Annotated in this window: 20 protein-coding genes and 1 pseudogene; 20 read left to right on the top strand and 1 reads right to left on the bottom strand. The window is 47.3% G+C overall.

Annotated elements, in window-relative coordinates:
- Positions 1-187: 187 nt before the first annotated feature.
- From DW896_RS20230 to DW896_RS20200, 8 genes are all read left to right on the top strand, one after another.
- Positions 188-667 carry a hypothetical protein gene (locus DW896_RS20230; RefSeq protein ID WP_009037604.1) on the top strand — a complete coding sequence of 160 codons (480 nt, stop codon included), beginning with the start codon at positions 188-190 and terminating at the stop codon, positions 665-667.
- Positions 668-748: 81 nt separating this feature from the next.
- Positions 749-2542 carry a hypothetical protein gene (locus DW896_RS20225; protein ID WP_119993737.1) on the top strand — a complete coding sequence of 598 codons (1794 nt, stop codon included), beginning with the start codon at positions 749-751 and terminating at the stop codon, positions 2540-2542.
- Between the two features lie 705 nt (positions 2543-3247).
- A complete protein-coding gene (locus DW896_RS20220) occupies positions 3248-4264 on the top strand; it encodes a DUF3871 family protein (RefSeq protein WP_009037603.1) in 1017 nt (338 codons plus the stop codon).
- A 48-nt stretch (positions 4265-4312) separates the two neighbouring features.
- On the top strand, positions 4313-4435 hold the full coding sequence (locus DW896_RS21835; RefSeq protein WP_255342452.1) for a hypothetical protein: 123 nt from the start codon (positions 4313-4315) through the stop codon (positions 4433-4435).
- Between the two features lie 75 nt (positions 4436-4510).
- Positions 4511-4783, top strand: a complete 273-nt coding sequence (locus DW896_RS20215; protein ID WP_009037602.1) for a hypothetical protein — start codon at positions 4511-4513, stop codon at positions 4781-4783.
- A 156-nt stretch (positions 4784-4939) separates the two neighbouring features.
- A complete protein-coding gene (locus DW896_RS20210; RefSeq protein WP_009037601.1) occupies positions 4940-5527 on the top strand; it encodes a tyrosine-type recombinase/integrase in 588 nt (195 codons plus the stop codon).
- Positions 5528-6204: 677 nt separating this feature from the next.
- The gene (locus tag DW896_RS20205; RefSeq protein ID WP_008665367.1) at positions 6205-7017 is read left to right on the top strand and encodes a glycosyltransferase family 2 protein; all 813 of its coding nucleotides are present in this window, start codon (positions 6205-6207) and stop codon (positions 7015-7017) included.
- A gap of 31 nt (positions 7018-7048) precedes the next feature.
- Complete coding sequence (locus DW896_RS20200; protein ID WP_009037600.1) at positions 7049-7510, top strand: lipocalin family protein; 462 nt, start codon at positions 7049-7051, stop codon at positions 7508-7510.
- Positions 7511-7537: 27 nt separating this feature from the next.
- Here DW896_RS20200 and DW896_RS20195 read toward each other — a convergent pair whose 3' ends face one another.
- Positions 7538-7738 (bottom strand): hypothetical protein, encoded by a 201-nt coding sequence (locus tag DW896_RS20195; RefSeq protein ID WP_008665371.1) that lies wholly within the window; start codon positions 7736-7738, stop codon positions 7538-7540.
- A 532-nt stretch (positions 7739-8270) separates the two neighbouring features.
- Here DW896_RS20195 and DW896_RS20190 point away from each other — a divergent pair.
- The 12 genes and pseudogenes from DW896_RS20190 (at position 8271) to DW896_RS20130 (ending at position 21469) form a co-directional block, all read left to right on the top strand.
- Positions 8271-8687 carry a hypothetical protein gene (locus tag DW896_RS20190; RefSeq protein WP_005834337.1) on the top strand — a complete coding sequence of 139 codons (417 nt, stop codon included), beginning with the start codon at positions 8271-8273 and terminating at the stop codon, positions 8685-8687.
- A gap of 6 nt (positions 8688-8693) precedes the next feature.
- Complete coding sequence (locus DW896_RS20185) at positions 8694-9464, top strand: LiaI-LiaF-like domain-containing protein (protein ID WP_034529241.1); 771 nt, start codon at positions 8694-8696, stop codon at positions 9462-9464.
- 3 nt (positions 9465-9467) lie between these two features.
- Positions 9468-10153, top strand: a pseudogene (locus DW896_RS21925) (LytR/AlgR family response regulator transcription factor).
- Between the two features lie 111 nt (positions 10154-10264).
- Positions 10265-10705 (top strand): hypothetical protein, encoded by a 441-nt coding sequence (locus DW896_RS20175; RefSeq protein WP_196029313.1) that lies wholly within the window; start codon positions 10265-10267, stop codon positions 10703-10705.
- A gap of 96 nt (positions 10706-10801) precedes the next feature.
- A complete protein-coding gene (locus DW896_RS20170) occupies positions 10802-11239 on the top strand; it encodes a hypothetical protein (protein ID WP_005830882.1) in 438 nt (145 codons plus the stop codon).
- Positions 11240-11241: 2 nt separating this feature from the next.
- Complete coding sequence (locus DW896_RS20165; protein ID WP_005830884.1) at positions 11242-12456, top strand: sodium ion-translocating decarboxylase subunit beta; 1215 nt, start codon at positions 11242-11244, stop codon at positions 12454-12456.
- 139 nt (positions 12457-12595) lie between these two features.
- Positions 12596-13747 (top strand): hypothetical protein, encoded by a 1152-nt coding sequence (locus tag DW896_RS20160; RefSeq protein WP_034526008.1) that lies wholly within the window; start codon positions 12596-12598, stop codon positions 13745-13747.
- Between the two features lies 1 nt (position 13748).
- On the top strand, positions 13749-14516 hold the full coding sequence (locus tag DW896_RS20155; protein ID WP_022400968.1) for a M15 family metallopeptidase: 768 nt from the start codon (positions 13749-13751) through the stop codon (positions 14514-14516).
- Between the two features lie 201 nt (positions 14517-14717).
- Positions 14718-15965, top strand: a complete 1248-nt coding sequence (locus DW896_RS20145) for an SAM-dependent methyltransferase (RefSeq protein WP_117713775.1) — start codon at positions 14718-14720, stop codon at positions 15963-15965.
- Positions 15966-16238: 273 nt separating this feature from the next.
- Positions 16239-19007 (top strand): TonB-dependent receptor, encoded by a 2769-nt coding sequence (locus tag DW896_RS20140; protein WP_119993735.1) that lies wholly within the window; start codon positions 16239-16241, stop codon positions 19005-19007.
- 60 nt (positions 19008-19067) lie between these two features.
- Complete coding sequence (locus tag DW896_RS20135) at positions 19068-19997, top strand: metallophosphoesterase (RefSeq protein WP_034532659.1); 930 nt, start codon at positions 19068-19070, stop codon at positions 19995-19997.
- Between the two features lie 179 nt (positions 19998-20176).
- Positions 20177-21469, top strand: a complete 1293-nt coding sequence (locus DW896_RS20130; protein WP_034522959.1) for a WD40-like domain containing protein — start codon at positions 20177-20179, stop codon at positions 21467-21469.
- Positions 21470-21472 lie beyond the last annotated feature (3 nt).

Below are 21472 nucleotides of genomic sequence, written 5' to 3'. Positions count from 1 at the left end.
TATAACTATCTGATAATTAAGCAATCCACTTTTATATTCTCTTAAGGGGAGTATAAAGGTGGATTATTTTATTCCCTAATGCCCTCCCCTAATATCCCCAACTTTGCAGCGTAATCGAAAGACAAACGGTGCGCACCACTCTCGATTCACAAAATAAACTAATGTCTAATTTCTAAATTTTAAGATTATGTCTAAATTTAGTTTACAAGGTTTGGGCACACCTAAAAGTGCATCCTACGACAATGAGAGTGCGTACAAAGAATTACTCTCAAGAATGGATAAAGGTGAACGGCTTACTATAGAAGTTTACACAGACAAGGATGGTTACTCCTCATTTGGTATTCAGACCGGGGTAGTATCTAAATTCAAGCTGAGACTCAACCAAGACATCTTACTCAAGATAATGCAATACTTGACCAACAATGAAACGGAGGATGTGAAAGTAGAGCCCAATGATGTAGAGCCTTATGGAGAAGGCAAGGACTTCACAATGGACTTGTTCAAGCTTATGGTCGATAATGGGTTCAAACCACAGACCGTTCCCTTGTTTAGAGCAGTCTATGGCAAGGTCAAATCGATATTCCATTTCCCCAAAGGACGGGTAGAGTTTAATCTTGAACGTACCGACGAACTGATGGACTACTTGGCAGATAAGCATCTGTTGTAATCTGTACACTCAAGGGGAGAGTTACCAGTAAAGCTCTCTCCTTGTTTCCCCCAATCAATAACATTTTAAAGATATACCATTATGAAGATTAATACTATAAAACTGAATAAAGACAAGAACGGTAAGGTTCCCTATCTGAAAACCATCCTTAAAGAGATACCGACCGATACGGTACTTTGTAAGACGCTGACAGGTTTAGGGGCTACCTATGGCGAGATTAAAGCCAAACGCCATTCCATAATCATCGAGCCTAATGTGTCAACCATCCAGTGCAAATGTGATGACCCGAAACACGTCCATGACAATCTGATAGGGGTAATTGAGAAAGTGGGAGTGGATGATATTAAGGAGTATATCATCGCTTCCGAAGGCAAGTTTTACAAATTCTTGGTAACTCCCGAATCATTCAGCAAGGTTAAAGCGGCATTCAAGGAGCTGGATATGTATATGTACAGTGAATGCTTCATGTTGATTGACGAATCCCACAAGCTCGTGAAGGATGCGGACTATAGGGAAAGCATTGACTTGCCTTTAGACGACTTCTTCCAGTTCAAAGGCAAGGCACTGGTATCTGCCACTCCGGTTGAACTGTCCGACCCACGGTTCAAGGATTTCCAGATGTTGGTGATTGAGCCACAATTTGACTATCATGTGGATATACATATCCAATACACCAATAACACACTGGAACGTTTCAAACGGACTATCCATGAATTTGACAGCGGTTGTGTCTGTATCTTCTTCAACTCTACGGATGCCATTCACGCCCTCATGAATAAGGCTGGAATACTTGAAGAATCCACCATATTCTGTGCTCCCAAGAGTGTCCGTAAGTTAAAGTATTCATTGAATTTCAAGAACGCCCATTCCAAATTCGACCCTAAACTAATGAAGAAGTTCAACTTCTTCACAAGCAGATTTAACGCAGGCATGGATATAGAACTGGACTACAAGCCCGACCTTATAATGATGTCCGACATGTATCTGGTTGAGCATACGGTGTTGGACCCCTATTCCGATATGATACAGATAATAGGCAGGTTCAGAAACGGGCTCAACCGCATTACGCACATTACCAATTCATTCAATGATTACACTTATAGAAGTAAGGAAGATGTATTGCGTGAAGTGAATACATACGAGGTTTGCTATAAATTCACAAGAAGGGAACTTAACAATGCCACTGATAACGGTGCTCAATATGCCTTCCGCAAATTACTTGAGACTTCCCCGTTCAACAAATTTCTGGATGCCAATAAGAGAAAGTCGTATTGTAAGGTAGATAACTATGTGAATGATGTAATGGTAAGGAATATATATCTGAATGAAGACACTCTGTTTGCTGTTTATACAGACGAGGCGCTGATGAGATACTTCTTTGCATTTAGGGGCTCATATCTGTATAAAGCAGGCAATGCGGAATGGCTGCAACTGCGTAACGCCAATAAGTCTATCATTTCCAAGAGGAAAGTGATAGTGGATATTTTGGAGAAGGTCTTACCTTATGAGACCGAATCCGACTATGAATTTAGGGATGGCATCTATGAGGCTGACCCTCTGATAGTGGAAGCGGTTGATACGTTAGGAATTGTAGAAGTACGCAAGCTGCGATACATCACCAATAACTTGAAGTTGGCTATCTATAAGGCTAAATGCAAGTCTCCACAAGTAACGGAGTTAATGCATGACTATTTCAAAGTTGGCGGCAGATACCTGCTGACCTATATAAAGGCTACAATCAAGCGGATTTATGAAGAATGCGGTATCGAACCCCCTAAAAGAGTAACGGCACAGACTTTGAATGATTACTTTAACTATACCCGAACCACCATCAACGGTAAGGAGGGTTTAAAGATAATCAGCGAACTTTATTAGCGAGGTCTGGGGAAATTCGGAGGAAGCTTACTTTATAGACCCCCTCCCAGAAATACCAGCCTCTCGGAATATACTACCTCCATATGCTTGTGATGTAGTAATAAATAGCTCCAACCTTCATGGGCATGGAGTTATTTGCATTTAGGGGCATTCCTGCTATCCTAAAGTCCAATACGCTGCATTATATACCCCAACTCAAATTAGGCAGTCTCTAAATAATACCCCCTCCCTTCCAGATACGGAAACTCTTTCCATACAGTTATTAAGACTGCATAAAGTGCAATTATCAGCCAGAAAGCAGGCATGAGGTGTATATTATGCGCTTAATTGTCATGTTACCCCTAATGTCCCTCACCTCTCTTAGATGGGAAATGAACGGTTTAACGCAATCGCATTCCAGACCGCAAACGCTTTGGCTACGGTATTACTGGCTACTACAGTAATGTCTGTGTATTACAGAGCACAATTGCGGAAGTCTATGGGGCATTACGTTATAAAGCGCGCCATTCCCTTTAATTCACTTATTACTAACCAATAAATTATCGCTTATGGAAGATTTAAAGGCAATTCTGACGGTTGGTGCAATACTCGTTGTACCGTTCATTGCAGCACCAAAGGCAATGTTTGCCATAGTGCTGTACATTATCATTTATATGGCATTCAGATGGAGAAATTTCTAATTATCAACTTAATAATTTACAGATTATGGAAGCATTACAGATTATGCCAGTCATGGCACAGAGAAGAAACTGCAATTTAGGCGAATTTGCAGAGGATGCAACGGTTGTAACGGACGATACAAAGGGGAAACGACCTCTGTTCATAGAGGCTAATACAGTTGAAGCGACCTTACAGCATTTGAGGGACGACTGTATAATTCCAGTATTCGCCAAAGACAACGAGGCTACACTGTCGCACGTCTCGTTCATTGAGACGGTGCAGGATGCAGCACATACTTTCTTTAACGGTGAACGGATAGGGCAGCCGGATATAAGGGTGTCACACGTTATCAAGGGTCGTATTCCAGAAGCAATACATAAGCCTGCCAATCAGTTATTGGAGAGTGACAAGACCATTTATTACGAGCGTTGCGCTTTCGTGATTGAAATACCTACCATCTACGAGACGGTGAACGGTAATAGGCTGACCCTTACTGTAGGTGGAGTTAGGGCTTATAACCATACCAATCTGTACAGTAAAAAGGGTGCAGAGCGTTTTAAGGTGTTCATAGGGTTTACATGCCAGGTATGCACCAACTTGTGCGTATCTACGGACGGTTATATTAGCTGTCTGGAGGTCACTAATACAAGTGAGCTGTATCGTGCTGTATTGGAAATGTTCAACAAGTACGACCCTGCCAAGCACATACATCTGATGCAGACACTTGGCAATACCAGTATGACAGAACATCAATTCTGCCAGTTACTTGGGAGAATGAGGCTTTACCCACTGTTACCGCAAGGCTATCAGAAAGCTATCCCCAGAATGCTGCTTACTGACACACAGATAAACAGTGTAGCCAAAGCATATATCAATGATGATAACTTTGGCAGTCTTGGCAGTGACCTATCCATGTGGAAGTTCTACAACCTGCTTACTGGCAGCAACAAGAGCAGCTACATAGACAGCTTTCTGGATAGAGCCTACAACGCTACAGAACTGGCAACGGGTATTGCATCCGCTCTGCATGGTGATGAAAGATACAGTTGGTTTCTTTCTTAGCTGTATCTGGAATTATACTCTATTACTGGTTTCTCAAAACTGGAGATTATGCTACGGAATTTATTCTATGTGTTACTGGCGACTTTGGTATTCTTCATTGCAATGGCATTGTTTCCATTTATAGCGGTGGGATATATCCTGCTGCTGGGCTATGCCATTGTTAAAGGATAGCTTGGTATGGAGGGCATCTATATAATAAGGTATAGGTGCTCTTTTTATTTATAAACCTCTTAAATATTAAAAGATATGGTAATAGAAGACAGTCGCGAATACAAGGCAGCGCAAGAACTTGAAAGAGCCTTGAACGATTATAGTTGGAATCCTAAAAGGTTTGCAGAGAGTACGAGGTATTATCACCGTACACTACAGCAGGAGCTTATGAGAACCATTGTGGCAATCATTCAAATGGTTGGTGATGAAAGCTATGGTACAGACCTTAGAAATCAAGCCTCACATGAACTTTGCAAAAAGATTATTGAGAGCGGTGCATTGGATGAAGCCTATTTGCCGTTCATATAGGCTTGAACGTAACAAAGGACATCATTAACTTGGTGTCCTTTATTTATTATATTCACTTCTGTTATTAGTGAATGTTTCTTTGATTATCAATAAGTTGGATATTTCAACTTAAAAATGATATTCACTTTTATTCATTTCATTATAAGACTGAACGTTATGTCACTTAAATATTCAAGTACAACCGCAGATTATCTGCAATGGAGCGAGGCAATGAACTTGATAAGGAAGTTAGCCAAAGACGGGAATTATAAAATCTCGCTTCTTGTTGCTCTGGGCTGTTTTACTGGCTTAAGAATATCTGACATTCTGGCTTTACGCTGGAAGCAGATATTAAATGCGGAGGAATTTACCGTTATCGAAATCAAGACGGGAAAGCAAAGGACTGTGAGAATTAACATGCAGCTACAGAAGCATATCTGTGACTGCTACAAGCATATCAGTCCTATAGGCATAGACGCGCCTATATTGGTAAGCCGGAAAGGTACGGTCTATTCCATACAGAGGATAAATGTAATCCTCAAAGAGGTTAAAAGGAAGTATAGGTTGCATATAGGCAACTTCTCATGCCACAGCCTTAGAAAGACTTTCGGCAGGCAGGTCTATAACATGAACAGCGAAAGTTCGGAGCTTGCACTTGTCAAACTCATGGAGCTATTCAATCATTCCAGTGTATCAATTACCAAGAGATACTTGGGATTAAGGCAGGAAGAACTACTTAATACCTATGACTGCCTTAGTTTTTGATTACTGGCGGTTGCGCTCACCAATTATTAAGAATGGAGTGGAACAGCCTTTTAAGCCAATAATTCAAGTTGGGAGTAAATTTCTACTTATATAGACCTTTTACAAATTTGCTCCTAACCTTGATTTATGGAGTAGGAATGCCTTTCTGCATTTAATAAACAATAAGTTCTTGCCAATCAAACGTAAATTCGTAACTTTGCAGCAATTCTAACAGCCTAATGCGTTGGGAAGTTGGAAGGACATATTAGTTAACGAAGAGCGTTTAAGATATTATCCTAAGTTGAAATCTGGACAATTTCATGCACAAGGATAATAGGCAAGGACGCTCACGTCAGTGTTATATATTCACCTCTGTAGGGTGAACTATATACATATCTGGCGTGGGCATTGTTTATTATTTGTGCAAGGCAGTCCAGAGCCTCAACTTGGTAATATTCAATGTTCCCACGCTTCTTTATTGTATAACGGTCAGTAAGGGAACACTGGCTACGATACAGATATTCACAAAACAGACAGTTCTATTTCTAACGTGGCAATCAATCAAATTGCGTGCAGCTTTATGCTGTGTACTCTGTGCACTTATTCAAGCCATTTCATCCATATATCCATATAAAAGAAGGCAAGAGTGTATAGAGTGGTAATAATTAATCTGATTAACTTATTTAAATCTGGTAGTAATGAATAGAAAGGACTTGGGGAAGATTTCCGTAATAGTCTCTACTTACAACCGTTGCGATGCTCTGCAAGTATGTTTACTCAGCTTGTTCAAGCAGACAGTCCTGCCCGATGAGGTCATTATAGGAGACGATGGCTCTACGGAAGAGACCGCCTCGTTGATAGCAAGGCTGCAAGAGCAGGCACCGTTTCCAATCATACATGTGTGGCATGAGGATAAAGGTTTCCGATTGGCTATGATGCGCAACAAGTGTGTAGCCCGTAGTACGGGAAACTATATCATAGAGATAGACGGTGATGTGTTCCTGCATCCAAAGCTGATAGCCGACCATCTCCGTGAAGCTGGCCGTGGCATTTACGTGAAAGGTGGAAGGGTAAACTTGGGCAAAGAGCTGACAGAGGAAATATGTAAGTCCGGTATGGTACGCCCGATTCATGTCTGGACGAAAGGAATTGAAAGCAAGCCGGAGAATGCAATCCATTGTATATGGCTGGCTCGCTTCTTGGCTCCGAGATACCGTAGAAAGCGTTCGGCTGCATTGGGCTGTAACATGTCCTTCTTCCGTGAGGATTTTATCAAGGTAAACGGTTATGATGAATTCTATGAGGGTTGGGGAAGTGAGGATATTGATTTGGGCAAGCGTCTGCTGAACAGTGGTTGCCGGAAACGGTATTTGAAGTTCGCAGGTATTGTTTACCACCTTTGGCATGAGGATAAGTTCATGTACAATAAGACAAAGAACTTGCAGTACATGAGAATGCTGGATGAACGGAAGACGGTACGCTGTACAAATGGAGTGGATAAATATTTATAAACTATATTACTAACTTAATTTATTAATTAAAATGAGAACATTAAGATTTATTGGAATGGCTATCGTAGCCGTAATTATGAGTGTTAACTTCGCAGCATGTAGTGATGATGACGAAGAAGAAAGTACACCTACTACAGAGAACATTGTAGGTCAATGGGTACTAACTTACGAAGAAGGGTATGAAATAGAGCCAGAATATCCTGAAGAAAACAGAGAATGGAGTCATGCACCTAAAGATGAATGCGAATATTTTGGTAATCTTACATTCAGAGCTGACGGTACATATACTGAATATGATTTGGATAATTCGGAATTAGATGAAGGGAAATGGGCATTGAGTAATAAGCTGCTGACACTTAGACCTATTGATGCCACTTATGCTCTTGATTTGAATGTTCTTGAAATATCCAACAGCAAGTTAGTTCTTGAATATATGGAGAAAGAGGATGATGGAGGGGTAGAATATGCTAAAATGACTTATAAAAGGAAATAAGTATTGAAGTATAAAGGCAGCATGGAATTAACTCCCTTGCTGCCTTGACTGTTTCCGCTTCTTGACTAATTTAGGCTTTCGTTTACTTGCCGCATCTTTAAAGAACTGTTCCAGTCTCTCTCTGGTAATAGGCAGGTAACTGACCTCTGTAACCATAGTTTCTTTAATCTCTTGTGGTAGGTAGTAGATAGTGTAACTTTTAGGAGAGTTCTTCTTGGTAAGTCTCATAATTGTATTAATTTGATAATTGAATTAATCTGATACGAAGTTAACCATATTACAGAGGGGAAACTAATGTTAATATCTCATTATTAAATACTGGAATGGAGAGATGGCTGTATTTCAACTATACACTACTTAGCCATTATAAAAGATAAAGAGGTTAATGGAGAGACCCATTTAACTCCATGTATGGACTAATACGACCTTTTAGAGAGGATACCCCCTATTACAGAAATGTTGAACAAATCCTTAAATCAAATGGAATGAAACATCTTAAAATAAACAAGAATTTGTATATTTGTATCGTAAATTTGATGTTGACTAATTGTTGACTAACAAGCTTACAAAGAGATTATAAACTTGTTGATAAATAGCCTTTTATAAAGTCTAAATATAAAGTCTCATAATCTGGAGGTCCCTGGTTCAAGCCCAGGCTGGTCCACAAACAAGAGGCTCATTCTTAATAGAATAGAGCCTCTTTTAATTTTTGGACTCCGCTATACAAGCCCGGTATTTGTGTAATAAAACAACCTTCATCATGAAATACGGAGTATCTCCAAATACACTGCTCATAACTGCCGGAACCATATGGTCATTGGCAGGAGTCAATATTCTGCGTATAGGCCTGACCTGCTGGATAGATGACGGACATTATTGGCTATTCAAAGTCTGCGAAGCCAGCCTGGTATTCCTTCTGTTCTTCGGCATTATTTTCCATAGGCTGTACAAGAAACATACTCTCCGTATCTCACAGAAGAAAGGGAAGCACTGCCCCTTTTCCTTTTTCGACGTAAAAGGATGGATTGTCATGATAGGCATGATTGCAATGGGAATTGTAATACGTACCTGCCACCTTCTGCCCGACTCCTTCATCGCAGTGTTCTATACCGGACTTTCTCTCGCGCTTCTCGGCACCGGGCTACGCTTCATCTGGTATTGGTGGAGGAACAGATAACTCCGGATTCACCGATTCCCATCCTATGCAGGCTCCGGCAAAGTGCTGACCGCCTCGCTCTTTATCCTTTCAGGCTTATTGCTATTCGCACGCAATATGGGTATCATCACCGAAGCATGGTTCAATATGCTGGTTGCCTGGCACTCCTTATTTATAATAGCAGGTATCTATACCATGATACGCAAGCACTATCTGTCAGGAGGTGTCCTATTGCTGGCGGGACTCTACCTCTTGGGAAGCAAACTCATGCTATTCCCCGGCAATTTCCAAGCCATGCTGTGGCCCTTGGCCCTTATCCTCATCGGCATCTTCTTTCTCAGACATCACCATAGGAGAAACTGGACACACCAAAGGACAGTGCATCGCCGTGCCAAGATGGTACAACGGATGATGAACAAGAGAATGGGAGAGCAAGAGGAACAACAATGCCAGTCTGACGACGGATTCCTCTACTCCAACAACTCCCTGAGTGCCGTACGCCACGTCGTACTCGACGAGCTTTTCAAGGGAGCGAACATACGCACCTATTTCGGCGGTACTACCATCGACCTGCGCCACACGAACATAGCACCCGGAGAAACCTACATAGACCTGGACTGCAGTTGGGGAAGAGTGGAACTGTACATACCCGCCGACTGGCAAGTACGCATAGAATGCAGCTGCTTTTGCGGTGGATGTGAAGACAAACGCTGGCAAGGCACACCTGCCAAACAAGAATGGTGCGTACTTATGATACGCGGAAACATATCCTTCGGAGGCCTTGAAATAAAAGATTAAGCGATGGAAGCACACCCGATAACAGATTATCTTTACCGCTGGGTACCGGCACTTGCCTACCTTGCATGGTTTATTGTAGGCACCGTCTCCATGTATAGAACGAATGTCATCGTAGCCATAGCCGGCGTTCTCTTCTGGCTGTCCGGCAGCTTCATGATATGCGACATAATGGTAAGAATAGCCGGAATAGCATACATCCCCTTTGCCCCCACCATTCCTTTCTGCCTCTTGTTCGGTATTCCTGCCTGGACAGCTATCCTTTTGTGGTATCATCTGCAGATTGTGGCAGGCACTTCATTACAAACAGAAAATTTCACCGCCCCGAGGCAGAAAAGGCCGCTCCCCTGCCACAAGAAGAAAGTATTGACCGGATCACGGTAAAAGACGGCTCCCGGATTCACATCATCAAAGTGGAAGACCTATTATACATCCAGGCTTGTGGGGACTACGCAACCCTGGTGACATCAGACGGAGAGTACATCAAGGAACAGACCATGAAAAACTTCGAGACACATTTGCCAGCAGATAACTTTGTCCGCATCCACCGCTCGAGCATTGTCAACGTAACCCAGATATCACGAGTAGAACAGTATGGAAAAGAGACCTACCAAGTGACGTTAAAAAGTGGCGTCAAGCTACGGGTAAGCCTCTCCAGATACCGGTTACTGAAGGAACGGTTGGGCATATAAATGCCGCAACCAGTCCTTCAGAATACTTCCTGCAGAGGAAAAAGACAATTAATCTTAAAATACAGCGGAATATATAACTTTGTCCAAAGTTATTTGTTCCTTTACCTTACTATGATGAAACATCTGTATTACATACTTATGTTTACCTTCCTCTGTCTGGGTTTGACTGCCATCTCCCAGGAGGAACAGCCGGACTCACGGAATACTACCATGAGTCCGGCGGGAATAGTTGTCGGAAGTCCGGCCTCCGAATGCTCCTTTACCGCCTACACACAGTGCGCATCGTACACAGCCACCCACCGTTCACTATTCAATGACGAAAATACCGACTGCTGGACCAACGAAGCGTTGTGTCCGAACAGCCTATACACACATAACCACGCCTCTCCGAAATTCCTGAAGATGAGAATTCTGAAACCAGCCGGGCAACTGGAGCATCTGCTTTCCAGCCATCTGTCTGCCGGAGAGAGCGCCAACCTTTCATTCAATCCCAGTGCCCTCCGCTATTCCTGCGGATACTACATCTATGCACTGCTGCATATCCTGATTTAGACTTTATCGGACTTATTGCAAACCATTACCGGAGGTGTACTGCATGTACATCTTTCGCTTTTTTATTATCCATTTCATCACATTAATATCATAACTATGTCCGATTTATTCCTCCCCACCCTTGAGATGATGGGGCTCACTTTTGCAATCGGTTTCTTTGTGGCATTCATCATCAAACTGATAGCCAGCGCAGCCGATTCACTCGATTTCTACAGTTCCCACCAGCAGGAGTTACTCCGCCTGCGCCGTATAAAGAAGTTCCGCCAGAAGATGGAACTGATGCTACACACCCCCTCCATGCACGGAAACATCTTCGGCAACGACACGCGCGAAGACTACAGCCGGGGTGTGGACCGTGAAAACGAAAAGCCTCGGGGCTATTACCACGGAGTAAGCCACGGTGTCTCCAAAAGAAACCTGGTAGACTACTTCTACCCAGAAGATACCCATATGATGTATCTGGAAGATGCCATCAGCCACCGTGACAACAAGAACAAGACTAAAAAGAACAACGACACCAAAAACAAAGACTAATCATGGAGAATATAGATTTTGCAACCTTGTTCCAAGGATTCGGAACAATGATGGAAAGCGGCTGGCTGCTCTCCTCTGCCCGTGTATTTTTAATAGCCCTGGGCCTGCTGCTCATATACCTGGGATGGAAAGGCGTACTGGAGCCTATGGTCATGATTCCCATGGGACTGGGTATGGTCGCCATTAATTGCGGCACCCTTTTCATGCCCGACGGTACATTGGGGAATCTCTTTCTGGACCCGATGCTTTCGGATACGGACGACTTGATGAACACCATGCAGATAGACTTCCTGCAACCGGTCTACACCCTGACCTTCAGCAACGGATTGATTGCATGCTTCGTATTTATGGGTATCGGTACCCTGCTCGATGTGGGCTTCCTGCTACAGAAACCGTTTGCCAGCATATTCCTTGCCCTATGTGCCGAATTGGGAACTTTCCTGACTGTACCCATCGCATCTGCATTGGGACTGTCCTTGAAAGAAAGCGCTTCCGTAGCCATGGTAGGAGGTGCGGACGGACCGATGGTGCTTTTCACTTCCTTGGCCCTGGCCAAACATCTGTTTGTACCCATCACAGTAGTGGCCTATCTCTATCTGGGACTGACATATGGCGGTTACCCCTATCTGGTGAAGCTGCTGGTGCCGAAACGCCTGCGCGCCATCAAGATGACGAGCAAGAAGCCGCCCAAAAACTATGATGCCAAAGTAAAACTGGCTTTCTCGGCTATATTGTGTGCTGTACTGTGTTTTCTGTTCCCGGTTGCCTCACCGCTGTTCTTCTCCTTGTTCCTCGGAGTGGCAGTACGCGAATCGGGGATGAAGCATATCTACGATTTTGTAAGCGGTCCGCTGTTGTATGGTTCTACTTTCATGCTCGGCCTGTTGTTGGGCGTACTTTGCGACGCACATCTGCTGCTCGACCCTAAAATTCTTAAATTGTTGGTATTGGGCATGGGCGCACTGTTGCTCTCCGGTATCGGCGGAATCATTGGAGGATACATCATGTACTTCATCAAGCGGGGCAATTACAATCCGGTCATCGGAATTGCAGCCGTGAGCTGCGTGCCTACTACGGCGAAGGTTGCCCAGAAGATAGTAAGCAAGGACAACCCCAATTCCTTCATCTTGGGAGATGCCTTGGGGGCTAATATTTCAGGAGTAATCACTTCGGCCATCATTACGGGTATCTATATTACTATAATTCCCTATCTGTAGCCTGCGTAGTGGGTTTAGGTGACGGAAAGAGGTTGTGGCAATCACAATCTCTTTCTTTTTATGATACATGGGGCAAGCTGTTGCATTTCAGATAAAATCCTTTACCTTTGCCGGCAAACACATTTATCAAGATATCAGGATGAAGAAAGTATTTAAATTGGCCGGAGGATTCATGGTCGGGGCATGCATCGGCTTTGTAGGAATAATAGGTGTAAGAGTCCTGGTTTTGGGAGACTCGTTCGACGGTTTACACAGCAAGTTTGCCGAAACCGGCATGCTGGAGACAGTAGGAGTTTCCTTGTTAGCCATACTGATTCTGCTGTTCTCCATCTTCCTGCAAGTGCTTCTGCACGAAGGCGGGCATCTTGTCTGCGGACTGGCAACCGGCTACCGCTTCGTCTCCTTCCGCATCTTCAACCTTACCTTCATACGGAAAGACGGGAAATTATGCATCAAGCGTTTCAGCCTTGCCGGAACGGGAGGCCAATGCCTGCTTACCCCACCCGAAAGGCCTCTTGAAGATATCCCAACCACCTTGTACAACCTGGGTGGAGTGCTTGCCAACCTGCTGACCGCCATCCTTGCCTTCCTCCCCCTGCTGACCGTAGACGGGCTGCCTTACCTGCTGAAATTCTTCCTTCTGATGCTCTCTTTGATTGGCATTCTCCTTGCAGGGATGAACGGCATCCCCATGAAGATGGGCGGCATCGGCAATGATGCCGACAACATGCGCCTGCTTCTCAAGGACAGCAAGAGCAAGCAGGCACTGGTCACCCAGCTGCGCATCAACGCATTGGTGCAAGAGGGCATGCGTCCTAAGGACATGCCTGCCGAATGGTTCAGCCAAACGGAAGACATCAACTACAAAGATGCCCTGCAGGTCACCATAGCCTTGATGAGCGCCTCGCGCCTGCTCGACTGCGAAGAATGGGAAGCCGCCTACAATGCATTTGAGAAAATAATGAGCCACCGGCACGAAGTCATCGGACTTTTGATAAAGGAAAACGCTTGCGAGCTGCTCTTCACCGCACTGGTGACAAAGAGGACCGCACGGGCAGAAGAATTATATACCGATGAGCTGGATACCTACATCCGGCAATATAAGGATGTGACGTCTTCCAAACAGCGGCTGCTCTGCGCCCTGGCACTCTACCGGGACAAGGACACAGCAAAGGCAAAGGAGATTTACGAAGCCACCTGCCAACGGAAAAACAAATACTTGATGCAGGGAGAAGTCAGTTCGGACATAGCCTTGATGAAATCAATCCTTACCGCCAAGAATGCCTTGTAAGATGGAACGATATTTCTTTTACTTGTTATATCTGCTGCTTGGCTGCTCACTATGCGGTTGTAGCAGAAAACAAGCGCCAAAGCAGACACAAGACCCAGATACGGAGACCACCATCCCGTACGCCGACACCATAGCGGCACCCGTCCCTCCGGCTCCGGCCAAAAGCCGAACAGCCCGCTACCTGGACTCCCTCGGTTTCGTCAGCATCGCCGAAGCGGACAGCAGCATCGCCATCGACTTGATGTACACCCGTGCCGACAATTTCACCGGAACCCTATTGTACGAAGACCTGAAAGAAGCCTACCTGCACCCCGATGCCATGAAAAGCCTGAAGCGGGCACAACGCCTGCTGAAAGAACAGTACCCCGGCTACAGCCTTATCGTCTACGACGCAGCGCGCCCCTTGTCCGTACAGCAGAAGATGTGGAACGTAGTGAAAGGAACCTCCAAATACATCTATGTCTCCAACCCCTCACGCGGCGGCGGCCTGCACAACTACGGGTTGGCAGTGGACATCAGCATACTCGACGATAAAGGAACCCCTCTGCCCATGGGCACCCCGGTAGACCATCTGGGCAGGGAAGCCCACATCACAGAAGAAGCCGTGCTCGTGGCACAAGGCAAGCTGACGGAACAAGAACGTGAAAACCGGCTGCTGCTCCGGCAGGTAATGAAAGAAGCCGGATTCCACCCGCTACCCAGCGAATGGTGGCACTTCAACCGCGTCAGCAGGCAGACGGCAAAGGAGCGATACCGGGTCATCCCTTAACTCTCACCCCCAGCTTGTCCGGAAACTTAAATTTGCTATCGCTTTGACGCGGATGACGCAGATGACGCGGATTTTTAATATTCTTAATCTGTATTATCAGCGTCATCTTTGTCTGAAAAATAATCAGACAGAAAGCTGCGAATTTATGCCCCACTTTGTCCTTTTTGAGATAACTTTGCATCAGAATAAATAAGCCAAGCCATGCCTTTATCCCAAGACACCCTCCGCTTCATCCGCGAGCATCGCCGCGACGACGTGCGCAGCCTTGCCTTGCAGGCACGCCGCTACCCTTCGGTAGACATGCCCGCCGCCATCACACAGATTTCCGGCTGGCAGATTGCCAAAGAGAAGATACCCGCATGGGCCGAGAACGAGCATATACTCTACCCCGCCCACCTTTCTCTGGAACAATGCTCCTCCCAAACAACGGCACAGTATAAAGCGGAGATTATAACTAACCTGCTACATACAGAACAAGAACATCCCGCGCAGAACAGTACCCCCGCATCAGCCGGCACCTTTACCGACCTCACCGGAGGTTTCGGCATCGACTGCGCCTATCTCTCCTCCCGCTTCGGGCATGCCACTTACGTCGAGCGCCAGGAAACCCTCTGCCAGATAGCCGCACACAACTTCCCTGTCCTCGGCCTGAACCACATCTCCGTCTGCCACGCAGACAGCGTCTGCCATCTGCAAGAGATGGAGCCCGTGGACTGTATATTCATAGACCCTGCCCGCCGCGACGGACACGGTGGAAAGACCGTAGCCATCGGCGACTGCGAACCCGATATAGCCGCCCTCGAAGAACTGCTGCTGCGCAAGGCAAGACACGTACTGGTAAAACTCTCCCCCATGCTCGACCTCACCCTTGCCCTGAACGATTTGAAGCATGTCCACCAGGCACACATCGTCTCCGTGGGCAACGAATGCAAGGAACTGCTGCTCTTGCTGGGACAAGGCGAAGGAGTGCCGGCAGACGACATCCCCATTCATTGCGTCAACTTCACCGGTGTACCGGCTCCCCAAGCCCTCGTCTTCACCCGCCGGCAGGAGAAGGAGCGTGCATGCCCCTACACCCCTCAACTGAAATCATACCTCTACGAACCGAATGCCTCCGTGCTGAAAGCCGGTGCATTCCGCAGCCTCTCCTCATTGTATAAGGTGGAAAAACTGCATCCCAACAGCCACCTCTACACCTCGGACCACTTCCTGCCGGACTTCCCCGGCCGCAAGTTCCGGATTACCTCCTCCTGCGGCTTCGGCAAGAAAGAAGTGAAAGAGATGCTGGCTGCCGAGAAAAAGGCGAACCTCACCGTGCGCAACTTCCCCGCCACCGTGGCCGAACTGCGCAAACGACTGAAATTGGCCGAAGGGGGAGGCACTTATCTCTTTGCCACTACTCTGGCAGACGAGAAGAAGGTACTTATCCGCTGCCAGGCTACGGGATAAGACACCAACCCCTATACCTTCCCCTGCACGAGATGTACATCTCATGTTGCTCGAGATGTACATCTCATACAGTCCGAGATGCACATCTCGTGCATCTTTAGCATCAGTCTGCCAGATGACGGCAAAGGGAGATACCGCCGAAAAGGTACTACCTCCAAGAATTTATGTAACCTCATTGTAACTGAATCGTTATCTGTTCTTCAACGCTCCGCAACCTCCACGTAACGGCAACCCTCTACTTTTGCGGCAGATTATTAACAGATAATAACAAGTATGAAACAGATTTTGAGAGCATTCTTATTCTTACTCCTATTCACCGCCACCGTCAATACGGCCATTGCCGACGAAAAAGCAAATGTCACGAAACAAGGAACTGTACGTGGACGCATCATCGACGCCACTAAACAAACTCTCCCGGGCGCATCCATCTACATCGAGAAACTACACACTGGCGTGACGAGCGACGTCAACGGCTTCTACACTTTCTCTAACCTTGACCCGGGAACCTATACAGTAAAGGTGAGCTACGTGGGCTACTCTCCCGTAGAACTGAAAATCACCATCCCCGCAGGCCGTACACTGGAAAAAGACGTCGTACTGAACGAAGGCGTGGAGTTGCAGGAAGTGGTGGTAGGCGGCGCCTTCCAGGGACAGCGCCGTGCCATCAACTCACAGAAAAACAACATGGGGATTACGAATGTAGTCTCTGCCGACCAGGTAGGCAAGTTCCCCGACTCCAACATCGGTGACGCCCTTAAACGCATCTCCGGCATCAACGTGCAGTACGACCAAGGCGAGGCACGCTTCGGGCAAGTGCGGGGCACGAGTGCCGACCTCAGCTCCGTCACCATCAACGGCAACCGCGTTCCCTCTGCCGAAGGCGATACGCGCAACGTACAGCTCGACCTCATTCCGGCAGACATGATTCAGACCATCGAAGTGAACAAGGTAGTAACCGCCGATATGGACGGCGACGCCATCGGCGGCAGCATCAACCTCGTCACCAAGAACTCCCCCTACAAGCGTACCATTGCCGCCACCGCCGGAACCGGCTACAACTGGGTGAGCGAAAAGGCGCAACTGAACCTTGGCTTCACCTACGGCGACCGCTTCTTCAACGACAAACTCGGCTTGATTGTATCGGCCTCCTATCAGAACTCACCTTCTGGTTCCTACGACACCGAATTTGTATGGGAGCAGGATGACAACGGCAAGACGTACGTCAACGACTACCAAATCCGCCAATACTACGTCACCCGCGAACGCCAAAGCTACTCCGCCGCACTGGACTGGGACATCAATGCCAACCACAAACTCACCTTCAAAGGCATCTTCAACAACCGCAACGACTGGGAGAACCGCTACCGTACCACGCTGAAAGACCTTGACCCCGACGGCAACGCCACCGTACGCATACAGACCAAAGCCGGTACGCCGGACAACCGTAACGCCCGCCTGGAACGCCAGCGCACCATGGACTTTGCCCTCGGCGGCGAACACCTCTTCGGCGCCCTCTCCATGGACTGGCACGCCAGCTATGCCAAAGCCAGCGAAGAACGTCCCAACGAACGCTACATCGACTTCCAACTGAAGAAACAGAAGTTCGACATGGACCTGAGCGACGAACGCCAACCCTTTGCCAGCCCCAAAACAGGCTCTACCATGACATTGAACGATGAATTCAGCCTGAAAGAGCTGACGGAACAGCAGGAAGACATCAAGGAGCAGGACCTGAAGTTCTCCGCCAACTTCAAACTTCCCTTCAAGAACGGCAACAAGCTGAAGTTCGGCGCAAAGGTAGTGCGCAAGACCAAGGATAAAGAAGTGGACTTCTACGAATACTCTCCTCTGGACGAGGATGCCTTCATGACGAACAGCCTAGCAAATACAGTGGACCAGACCAACAAGAACTTCATGCCCAACAACAAATACCAGGCAGGCATCTACGCCAGCAAGGAATACACCGGCTCTTTAGACTTGAACAACGCTTCCCTCTTTGAGAAAGAGCAGGTACAGGAAGAACTTGCCGGAAACTTCAACGCCCGCGAAACCGTGACTTCCGGCTACCTCCGCTTCGACCAAAAACTGACAAAAGACGTGGAACTGATGACCGGACTTCGCATAGAGAACACCAACCTTGCCTATACGGGACGCACCTACGATGCCGACGAAGACCTCACCAGCAAGACCGACCGTCAGCGCAACAGCTACATCAACTTCCTGTCGTCGCTGCTCGTAAAGTGGAATGTAAACGATGACTTCAAAGTGCGCGGTTCGTTTACCCAAACCTTGTCACGCCCCAAATACTCGGCCCTCGTGCCCAGTGTGAACATCAAACGTTCCGACAACGAAATCACCATCGGAAACCCGGAGCTGAAACCTACCGTCTCCTACAACTTCGACTTGAGTGCCGACTACTACTTCCGCAGCATCGGTCTGATAAGCGCCGGCATCTTCTACAAGAAGATAGACGACTTCATCGTAGACCAGGTGAGCACCAACTACGAATACCAGGGTAACACCTACACCCGCTTCACCCAACCCAAGAATGCGGGCAACGCCAACCTGGTAGGGGTAGAGTTATCCTACCAGCGCGACTTCAGCTTCATTGCTCCCGCTCTGAAATGTGTAGGTTTCTACGGAACGTACACCTACACCCACTCCCGTGTGGAAGACTTCAACTTCGAAGGCCGCGAGAATGAGAAAGACTTGAGCATGCCAGGCTCTCCGGAGCATACCGCAAATGCTTCCCTATACTTTGAGAAAGGCGGTCTGAATCTGCGCCTGAGCTATAACTTCGCTTCCGACTTCATCGACGAAATGGGAGAAAGCACCTTCTACGACCGCTACTACGACAAGGTGAACTATATGGACGTAAACGCCAGCTATACCTTCGGAAAGAAATTCAAGACTACCTTCTACGCCGAAGCCAACAACCTGCTGAACCAGCCGCTACGCTACTACCAGGGCACAAAAGACCGTACCATGCAGGCAGAATACTACGGCGTGAAAGTGAATGCGGGAGTGAAGATTAATTTTTAAACAGCGAATTCTATCTCAACAAGTTATCAACATTAACTACTCAACAATTTAATAATGACAATGAAGAAAATATTCCTTTTACTGTTTATTGCCCTACTCGGCAACGCAGCCATTGCCCAAATCACCGATTACTCCATCTTCGACAAGAAGTTCAACTTCTACGTAGCCAACGACCTCGGCCGTAACGGCTACTACGACCAAAAGCCCATCGCCGAACTGATGGGACAAATGGCAGAAGAAGTAGGCCCCGAATTCGTTCTTGCCACCGGCGATGTACACCACTTTGAAGGCGTACGTAGCGTGAACGACCCGCTTTGGATGACCAACTACGAACTTATTTACAGCCACCCGGAGCTGATGATAGACTGGTTCCCCCTGCTGGGCAACCACGAATACCGCGGCAATACGCAGGCTGTGCTCGACTACAGTAATATCAGCCGCCGCTGGACCATGCCCGCCCGTTATTATACCAAGACGTTCGAGGACAACGGCGCTACCATCCGCATCCTTTGGGTAGACACCGCCCCGATGATTGACAAATACCGCAACGAAAGCGAGACCTATCCCGATGCCTGCAAGCAGGATTACCAGCAACAACTTTCCTGGATAGATTCCGTACTGACTACCGCCAAAGAGGACTGGGTTATCGTTGCCGGACACCATCCCATCTATGCCGAAACCCCGAAGGACGAGAGCGAACGCGCGGATATGCAGGCACGTCTCGATCCCATCCTGCGCAAGCACAAGGTGGATATGTACATCTGCGGGCACATCCACAACTTCCAGCACGTACGCGTGGCAGGCAGCGACATCGACTATATCACCAATTCTGCCGGTTCGCTCGCCCGCAAGGTGAAGCCCATCGAAGGGACCGTATTCTGCAGCCCCGAACCGGGTTTCTCCATTGTATCGGCCAGCAAAAAGACACTGGAACTGCGCATGATTGACAAGAAAGGGAATGTATTGCACACGGTGACGCGCAGCAAATAATCCAAGCCGGCACGCAAGCAGGCGCATTCCCCCGAAGCCCTGCCGAACAACCACTTTCCTCCCACGAAGCAAAAGACCATGTTTCGTAGGAGGATTTTTCCATCTCATACGACAAAAACAAAGCCTATCCGCAGGAATACAAGAAAAAGCCCTATATTTGCATTTGTCAATACATAACTATGATGAAGAAGATACACTTCCTGCTACTAATCAGCCTGCTACTTGCCGCTTGCAGTGATGACGACAAAGAGAAACAACCCGCTTTTGTGACCAATATCACCATATCCGATGCCGGAAAGACCTTCAATCCCGGTGATGCCGTGACCGTCAAAGCCGACGGCTTGCAGAGCGGCGACCAAATCATATTGGACATCTACTGGCCGATAGCCGACAATCCTCTCTTTCCCGAAGGGTATTCACGCTACACACGCGCCGTTACCACGGAGCAAACCACCAACAGCATTACTTTCCTTGCCCCCGGACACTGGCCCGCCTCACGGGTAGAAATGTTCCTGGAACGGGCAGGACAGCTTCAGCCTCTCGGCCAGATTTCGGTAGCCGACGGACAATCCCCCGAAGAACCATATCTCTACGGTATCACCAACTCCCACGCCATTTACACACCGACCGTTCCCCGCGGCATCACCCGTATCGACCTGGTAACACAAGAAATATCGGAAGTAATCCAGTTCCATGACGACGAAGATTTCCACCTTGCCGCCAACATCCCCGGCACCAACATCCTCTGCGGGATACGGGAGAAAGACGGCAGTAGTTTCATCGACGGATACGACCTCTGCATGCACTATTGGTGTAACCCGGTAGAACGTAACGCAATTACCATCTGCTCGGACTTCAACAACACTGTTTCCCTGGAAATGGCCGGAGATAAGCTCCTCACCTACTGTAGCATCTCTTATCCGGTATATACCCGGTTGAATATGCCACCGATACATACTCCCGAAATACCATTACCGGATGGACTGAAGCCCGAATCCCTCTCACGCTATCCGGGCGTGATAGCCGACGCCCACATGCTGCTCTCGGCCAACAACGGCGACGGCACCTTCTCGCCCGTCGTGATAGACATCGCCAAAGAAAAGATGCACTGCTACGACCCCATCAAAGCCGAAGCCTTGATACCTTTCCGGATTATGGAACCATCCCCCGAAAACCCAAACAGCCTGCAATGCAAAGGAGGCTATATCGTTTCCCGTGCCAATGGTGGAGATACGCAATTCTGCTTATGGGATACTACTGCCGGAAACTTGAAAGAGCCTTTCGCCACCTACCCCAACGCCGTACGCTCCGCTGCCATGTACTACTCCAAGGACGGGCAGACAAGGAAACTCTACGTGCAGTTTGCAGGCTATCGTGAAGGCGACTTCATCGAAACTTATGATTTCCAGACAAAGGAATGGAGGATGTTTATGTTCTACGTACCGTTTGCAGAGATTTTACTGGCACGATAACCG

The sequence above is a fragment of the Bacteroides sp. AM41-16 genome, assembly GCF_003603495.1.
Classification (GTDB): domain Bacteria; phylum Bacteroidota; class Bacteroidia; order Bacteroidales; family Bacteroidaceae; genus Bacteroides; species Bacteroides uniformis.
The sequence above is the reverse complement of the archived record's forward strand: the minus strand, read 5'-3'. Positions and strand labels throughout refer to the sequence as shown.